The organism is Methylobacterium sp. GXF4 (assembly GCF_000272495.1).
In the GTDB taxonomy this organism is placed as follows: Bacteria; Pseudomonadota; Alphaproteobacteria; order Rhizobiales; family Beijerinckiaceae; genus Methylobacterium; species Methylobacterium brachiatum.
This window is the reverse complement of record NZ_AKFK01000062.1, coordinates 20,860-27,467: the sequence shown is the minus strand read 5'-3', so window position 1 is coordinate 27,467 and position 6,608 is coordinate 20,860. Positions and strand designations below refer to the sequence as shown.

Sequence of the window (6,608 nt, the reverse complement as noted above, 5' to 3'; positions counted from 1 at the left end):
AGCCGGCTCCGGGACACGGTCGAGAAGCGCGCTCAGCTCGGGGGAAATCGCCACGGCATCAACCTCTATCGGACGGGATCGGTCTGACCGCCGAGCCTCAGGATATATCGAGCGGCGCCACGCCCTCGGGCCGCCCGTCGGCACCGAGGGTGATCCGCTGGATCCGCGCCTCGGCCCGCTTCAGCAGCGCCTCGCAGTGCTTCTTCAGCACCTCGCCGCGCTCATAGATCGCCACGGACTCGTCCAGCGGGACATCGCCCCGCTCGAGCCTGCGCACGATCTCCTCGAGTTGCTCCAGCGCCTTCTCGAAGGGCAGGTCGCCGGCGGCCTGGGCCACCTCGGGTCTGCTCGCGTTCATCCCACACACATCCTTTGGGTCGGTTCTAAGGCGGCAGCCGGTGCGGCCACAACCCACGCGAGGGCGGCACCGGGGCGATCCGCACCGTTTTGGCGTGACGCGGCGGCCTTTGCGCCACACTCGGCGCGCCTTGCGGAATGCTCCTCGGACGACCGCGCGCAGGGCGGCCGGGGCCGACAACCGGAAGTTTTGGGAGCGGCCGTCACGGAAGCGTGAGACAGAAGGGCGTCCCCTCGAACGCCTCGGCGCCGCGGCCGATCCGGTCGATCGCCGCGACCATGCGGCCATCCCGGTCGAGCATCCGGTCGGCGATCGCCACGAACAGGGGATTGGGGGTGGCCGACGGGGAGGCCGCCCGCAAGGCGTCGGCAATCGCGCCCTCGTCGCGCTCGGGCGCCAGCGCGCAGGCCGCAATATAGGCCGCCGCGGTGGAGCGGCTGATCCCGGCATAGCAATGGATCACCAGCGGCTTGTCCCGGGGCCAGGCCCGGGCGAAGGCCAGGATGCCGGCGACGTGCTCGTCAGCCGGCAAAACGTGTCCGTCCCGGGGCTCCGCGATGTCGCTGACCCCGATGACGGCGTGATTCTCGGCATCGATCAGCGCCGGCCGCTCGAGCGGCGTGCCGACATTGACCAGCGTGAGCACGTGGCTCGCCCCGGTGGCGGCGACGGTCTCGGGCAGGCGCGAGAGCGGGCAGACGTGAAGACTCGGCATGCGGCGGCCCATGGCGCGGGATCGTGACGGATCGAGGGCGGAGGCCTTCGGCTCAGGTCCGGCACAGGGCCTGGAAACGGTCGAGGAACTGCGCTTCGGCCTGGGCGGTGGGCCACGGTTCGGCCAGCGCCCGGACGGACTCTGGCAGGTCCGGGGCCGCGCCGAAATAGAGCTCCGCCTCGTCGGGCCCGAAGCCCGCGAGTTCCACGGCCTCGATATGGGCGGCGATCCGGTCGGCGCGCTTGACCAGGCGGCCGAGGCCGGGCGCGGGCTCGGCCAGGCCGAAGCGGCCGCGCACGGCGGCGAGCAGGCGCAACTCGACCCCGCGATAGGCGTCGCCGATCGCGGCCTTGAGCGGCGAGATGATGTCGCCGACCACGTATTCCGGGGCGTCGTGCAGCAGCAGTTCCAGCCCCTCGGGATCGGTGCAGCCGGGGGCGATGTGGCGGCCGACCGCCTCCACCAGCAGGCTGTGCTGCGCCACCGAGAAGACGTGCGGCCCGCGGGTCTGGCCGTTCCAGCGGGCGACCCGGGCGAGCCCGTGGGCGATGTCGGCGATCTCGATGTCCCGGGGCGCGGGGTCGAGCAGGTCGAGGCGGCGGCCGGACAGCATCCGCTGCCAGGCCCGGGGCGCCGGATCGTGCATCTCGCTCATGCCGGGCGCCCCAGTTCGGCGCAGGGCCCGTGCCGGTGGCAGCCGACGAGGTGGTCGTTGACCATGCCGACGGCCTGCATGAAGGCGTGCACGATGGTCGGCCCGCAGAAGGAAAACCCCTCCGCCTTGAGAGCCTTGCCGATCGCCCGGGAGACCGGCGTCTCGGTCTGGATCTCGGCGCGGGTCCGGGCGGTACCCTGGATCGGCTGCCCGTCCACGAAATCCCACAGGAACGGCGCGAAGCCGGGGCCGTTCGCCTCGATGCGCAGCCACGCCCGGGCGCCCGCGATCGTGCCCAGGATCTTGGCGCGGTTGCGGATGATGCGGGGATCGCTCATCAGCCGGGCGACGTCGGCCTCGCCGTAGCGGGCGATGGCCTCCGGATCGAAGCCCGAGAACGCGTCGCGGAACCCGTCGCGGCGGCGCAGGATCGTGATCCAGGACAGGCCGGCCTGGAAGCCGTCGAGGATCAGCTTCTCGTAGAGCGCGCGGCCGTCGCGCTCGGGCACGCCCCATTCCGTGTCGTGATAGGCGACGTAGAGCGGGTCGTGGCCGGCCCACCAGCAGCGGGGGCAACCGTCGGGATGGTCGATCAGGCCGGTCTCGGACATCCCGCCGGTTTAGCGAGAACAGGAGCGGAACGCCATCGCCGCTCCGCGGTCCGATGCCCGCTCAGGCCGCCGGCGATCCGGCCGCCTCCGGCAGCGCGAAGGTCGCGTAGGCCGGCTTCTCGAGCGTCACCGGACGATCGCCGGCCAGCGGCGTCGCACCGGCCGCCAGCGCGTCGGCCAGGCGGTCGAGCCGGACGAGGGCGAGGCCGTGCCCGCCGGCGGCGCTGCCGGTGGTGCCGAGCGCCTTGCCGCCCGCGGTGATCTCGGTGCCGGGGGGCGGGGCCTCGCCGGCGTAGCGGGCCGCCAGCATCCGGGTGCGGGCGGTGCCGCGGTGCTGCATCCGCGAGACCACCTCCTGGCCCACATAGCAGCCCTTCTTGAAGTCGACGCCGCCGAGCTGGTCCATCAGCGCCTCGTGGGGGAAGGCATCCCCGTAGGCATAGTCGCGCCCGCCCTCGGGCACGGCGAGCGCGATGCGGTGCCGGTGATAGTCGGCCTCCGCGGCATCGGCCGAGAAGGCGCCCTCGGCCGCGTAGAGCCGGGCGCCGAGATCGATGTGGCGGGTATCCGCGACCATGTCGGTCTCGACGGCCGGGGAGGCCCCCGCCCAGGAAGCCGCCACCGCCACGGTCGGGTCGACCGCGATCGCGACCTGCGCGCGCAGCCGGTAGAGCGTCAGGCGCTTGGCCAGGTCGGCGGCGCGATCGATGGCCGTGTCGAGCCGGAACCCGTCCGGGATCCGCGAGATCAGGAAGTCGAACAGGATCTTGCCCTGCGGCGCCAGCAGGGCGCCGAGGCGGGCCTCGGCATCCTCAAGGGTCTCGACGTTGCAGGTCAGCACGCCCTGGAGCAGCGCGGCGGCCTCCGGCCCGGTAACGGTGACGAGGGCACGGTCGGGCAGCAGGGCGACGGGCATGGCAGGCAGATCCTCACGCGACGGGGGCGATCCGGCGGTCCGGATCGCGTGGCCGGGAAGTAGGTGCTGCGGGTGCCCGCCTCAACCGTCCGAATCGCCCGACGCCACTCTCCTCAATGCTGGAGGGTCGTGGTGAAGGCACCGCCGCGGATGCGCTCCGGAAAGCCCTCGGCGTAGCGCGCGGTGGCCTCCTCGCCGTAGGTCATCACCAATTCCTGGAAGGCGGCAAACAGGGCGGCCTGCGCCATGCAATCCCCGTCGAGCCCGTCGAGGCAGCCTTCCGCGAACGCTTCCGAGACGTAACTCAGAGCGACGCGTTTCTCCTCGACATCGACCTCGATGGGGGCGGTCTGAGAGATGTGCTGCATGGGCCCGATACTTCCGTTGCGCCGGGCACGGGACCCGGCGGACGAGAGAATGATAGGCGGCTCCCCGCGCCTCGGCCAGCCGGGAATTTCAGATCGGTTAACGCGAGCGCTCGAAGTTGATGCTTTTCGGGGATGCCGGAAAGGTGTGTTGCCTCTGCATCACCCGCCGAATCGCCCGGCCAAGGCGTGCGACAGCCTGTCGCCCTCGGCGACGTAGCGGGCGGCCGCCTCGTGCGCGGCCGGGGTGCAGACCCGGTAGGTCAGCGCGTAGCTGCGATAGCCGCGATTGTAGGCGCCCGCCAGCCGGTCGCGGCGGGCCGGGGTCACGCCCTCGGAGTCGATCAGCGCCTTCATGCGGGAGGGCCATTCCGCAGCGTCGGGCGCCGCGCAGAGGCTGCGCAGGAAGGCGAGCGCCCCGATGATCTCGGACATCCGCATCAGGTCGCGGTCGTAGGGAGCGGGCGCGTCCGCCTGCGGGCTGGTCTCCTTGGCGGATTCCTTGGGCGCCTCCTTCGCGGGGGCCGGCGCCGCGCGGGTGCCGCGCTGCTGCGCCAGGGCCGGGCCGGCCAGGGTCGCGGCCAGGCACAGGATGACCGGAAACCTCACGCGCGCGCCCCTCTGTCGCGCACCCGCGCGAACGCCTCGTCCAGGGTGTCGATCAGGCCCGGGGTCGTCGCGAGGCCGGCGACCTCCTCGCGCGTCGCCCAGCGGACCCCGAGGGCCTCCGGCCCGGCCACGGGCTCGCCGCCCCGCCACAGGGCGGCGTGCGGATGGACGACGTAATGGTGGCGGGCGCGGCCCGCCTCGTCCCGGACGATGATCTCCGTGGGCGAGAGCACGCCGACCACCTCGGCCGTCAGGCCGACCTCCTCGGACAATTCGCGCAACGCCGCCTCGGCCAGCGCCTCGCCCGCCTCGACGAGGCCGCCCGGCAGGGTCCAGACGCCGCGCATCGGCTCGTTCGCCCGGGCCGCCAGCAGGACGCGCCCGTCGCGGATCACGGCGATCGACGCCCCCACGAACGGCCGGGTCGGGAACAGGCGGCTGCCGCCATCGGCCACGCCCTCACTCATGGCTTGCCTCCGTCCGGGGCGATGACGGCGACGCGCCCGTCGGCGAGGCCGACGAGCAGCCGCGTCGCCGCGCCCTCGCCCAACGCCACGATGCCGGTGGTCGCCGGCGCCGGCAGCGGGATGCGCAGGCGCTCGTGCAGCGACCCCTTGGCCTGGACGAGGGCGATCTCCGGACGGCCCGCCACCGGCAGGACGAGCTCGGGCGGCCCGGCGGCCGGGATCGCGACGGCGAGGTCGGCATCGCCCTCGCCGGCCGCGTAGCCCGGGGCCTCGCCGGCCGGTTCGATCGTGCCAGGGGACAGCGTCCAGAGCTGCAGCACCCCCCGGGCGCTCACCGTCGCGGCCTGGACGCCGCCGGAACCGGTGAAATCCGCGATGCCGGCGATCTTGAGGGGCGGCCCGGGCTGCGGAGGCGTGCGCGCCGTGACGGCCCAGCCCGCCTGACCGTCCGGGCGCCCGATCAGCACGAGCCCGCCCGCATCCGCTCCCGCGAGGGTCGCGGCCAGGAGGGCCGGGCGGCCCGCGAGGCGCAGCAGGCGCGGCCGGAGCGGCGCGAACACCGCGTCGCCCCCCGCCGGCACCGTGACGGTGGCGACCGGGACGGGTTTCGGGTCGGTGCTGACCGCCATCGGCTGGCGTTCGCGGATCGTCAGGACCGCGGCGGCCTCGCCCCCGTCGGGCGCCCGGGTGCGGCCGGTGAGATAGGCGCTCAGCGCCCCGGCCAGGACCCGGCGCGAGCCCGGCAGGGCGCCCCGCGGCGTCTCGGCGGCGGTCAGCCCCTCGACGGCGTCGCGGCCGATCGGCCGGACCGTGACCGCACCGTCGACCACGTTGAGCACCGCGCCGCCATCCTCACCCCAGACCACCGCGATCGGGGCGCTCTCCTCGTCACCCGCCGGCGGGCTGGATTTCGCGCCGGCGATCGGCAGCAGGCCGGAGGTCGCCACCGAGACCGCGGCCTCGCTGCGCGGCCCGCGCAGGGCCCGCACCGTGAAGGGCAGGTCCAGGATCCGGACGCCCGGCGCCTCCGCGCGAGCAGGGGCGAGCGGCGCGCACAGACTCAAGCCGAGGAGAATCGCGAAGCTCCGGCGCCCGACGGCCGGAGTGTGGCGCATGGCGGTCGGCCGCCCGGATCGCCGGGTCAAACGTGCTGGCCGCCGTTGATGTGCAGCTCGGCCCCGTTCACGTAGGACGAGGCGTCGGTGCACAGGAAGTAGATCGCCTTGGCCACCTCGTCCGGGGTGCCGAGCCGCCGCTGCGGGATCTGCTCGACGAGCTTTTCCGTGCCGGGCGACAGGATCGAGGTGTCGATCTCGCCGGGGGAGATCGCGTTCACCCGCACGCCGAGGGGGCCGAAATCGGCGGCCATCTCGCGGGTCAGGCCGGCGAGGGCCGCCTTGGAGGTGCCGTAGGCCGCGCCCGCGAAGGGGTGGACCCGGGAGCCGGCGATCGAGGTGACGTTGACGATCGAGCCCCGGGCGCGGGCGAGCTCGTCGCGCAGGCCCCGGGCGAGCAGGATCGTGGCGAAGACGTTGACCTGGAACACCCGCTGCCAGCCGTCGAACTCGGTGGCCAGGGCCCCCAGGCGCTCGCCGCCGGGCCCCTTGGGCGAGATGCCGGCATTGTTGACCAGCGCGTGCAGCACGCCGCCCTCGGCGTCGAGCCGGCCCCGGACCTCCTCGATGGCGCGCATCGTGTCCTGCGCGTCCGCGAGATCGACCTGGAGGTGGTCCTCGGGACCCATCTCCCAGGGGCAGTTCTCGGGGAAGGCGTGGCGCGAGCAGGTGATGACCCGCCAGCCGGCCGCCGAGAAGCGCTTGACCGTTGCGTGGCCGATGCCCCGGCTCGCGCCCGTGAGCAGCATGATGCGCCGGCGTTCGTTGACGGGGAGGGCCAAAGCCGTAAGCCTCGC

10 protein-coding genes are annotated in these 6,608 nt (G+C 73.7%); all 10 read right to left on the bottom strand.

Going from position 1 to position 6,608, the window contains the following annotated elements; all coding sequences use genetic code 11:
• Nucleotides 1-97: 97 nt before the first annotated feature.
• Nucleotides 98-358, bottom strand: coding sequence for an exodeoxyribonuclease VII small subunit (locus WYO_RS15815; protein ID WP_007564235.1), 261 nt, complete (start codon nt 356-358; stop codon nt 98-100).
• A gap of 202 nt (nt 359-560) precedes the next feature.
• Complete coding sequence (locus WYO_RS15810; protein ID WP_039903086.1) at nt 561-1,073, bottom strand: protein-tyrosine-phosphatase; 513 nt, start codon at nt 1,071-1,073, stop codon at nt 561-563.
• A gap of 52 nt (nt 1,074-1,125) precedes the next feature.
• Nucleotides 1,126-1,719, bottom strand: a complete 594-nt coding sequence (locus WYO_RS15805; RefSeq protein ID WP_039903085.1) for an HD family hydrolase — start codon at nt 1,717-1,719, stop codon at nt 1,126-1,128.
• Nucleotides 1,720-1,724: 5 nt separating this feature from the next.
• On the bottom strand, nt 1,725-2,339 hold the full coding sequence (locus WYO_RS15800; RefSeq protein ID WP_007564229.1) for a DNA-3-methyladenine glycosylase I: 615 nt from the start codon (nt 2,337-2,339) through the stop codon (nt 1,725-1,727).
• Between the two features lie 61 nt (nt 2,340-2,400).
• Nucleotides 2,401-3,255 carry a folate-binding protein YgfZ gene (locus tag WYO_RS15795; RefSeq protein ID WP_007564228.1) on the bottom strand — a complete coding sequence of 285 codons (855 nt, stop codon included), beginning with the start codon at nt 3,253-3,255 and terminating at the stop codon, nt 2,401-2,403.
• Between the two features lie 113 nt (nt 3,256-3,368).
• Nucleotides 3,369-3,623, bottom strand: coding sequence for a hypothetical protein (locus tag WYO_RS15790; RefSeq protein ID WP_007564226.1), 255 nt, complete (start codon nt 3,621-3,623; stop codon nt 3,369-3,371).
• Nucleotides 3,624-3,782: 159 nt separating this feature from the next.
• On the bottom strand, nt 3,783-4,229 hold the full coding sequence (locus tag WYO_RS15785) for a TIGR02301 family protein (RefSeq protein ID WP_007564223.1): 447 nt from the start codon (nt 4,227-4,229) through the stop codon (nt 3,783-3,785).
• Nucleotides 4,226-4,696 (bottom strand): NUDIX hydrolase, encoded by a 471-nt coding sequence (locus WYO_RS15780; protein ID WP_007564221.1) that lies wholly within the window; start codon nt 4,694-4,696, stop codon nt 4,226-4,228. Before WYO_RS15780 ends, WYO_RS15785 begins: the two co-directional genes overlap by 4 nt.
• On the bottom strand, nt 4,693-5,811 hold the full coding sequence (locus WYO_RS15775) for a hypothetical protein (protein ID WP_007564219.1): 1,119 nt from the start codon (nt 5,809-5,811) through the stop codon (nt 4,693-4,695). Before WYO_RS15775 ends, WYO_RS15780 begins: the two co-directional genes overlap by 4 nt.
• 26 nt (nt 5,812-5,837) lie before the next feature.
• The gene (locus WYO_RS15770) at nt 5,838-6,560 is read right to left on the bottom strand and encodes an SDR family oxidoreductase (RefSeq protein ID WP_039903081.1); all 723 of its coding nucleotides are present in this window, start codon (nt 6,558-6,560) and stop codon (nt 5,838-5,840) included.
• Nucleotides 6,561-6,608 lie beyond the last annotated feature (48 nt).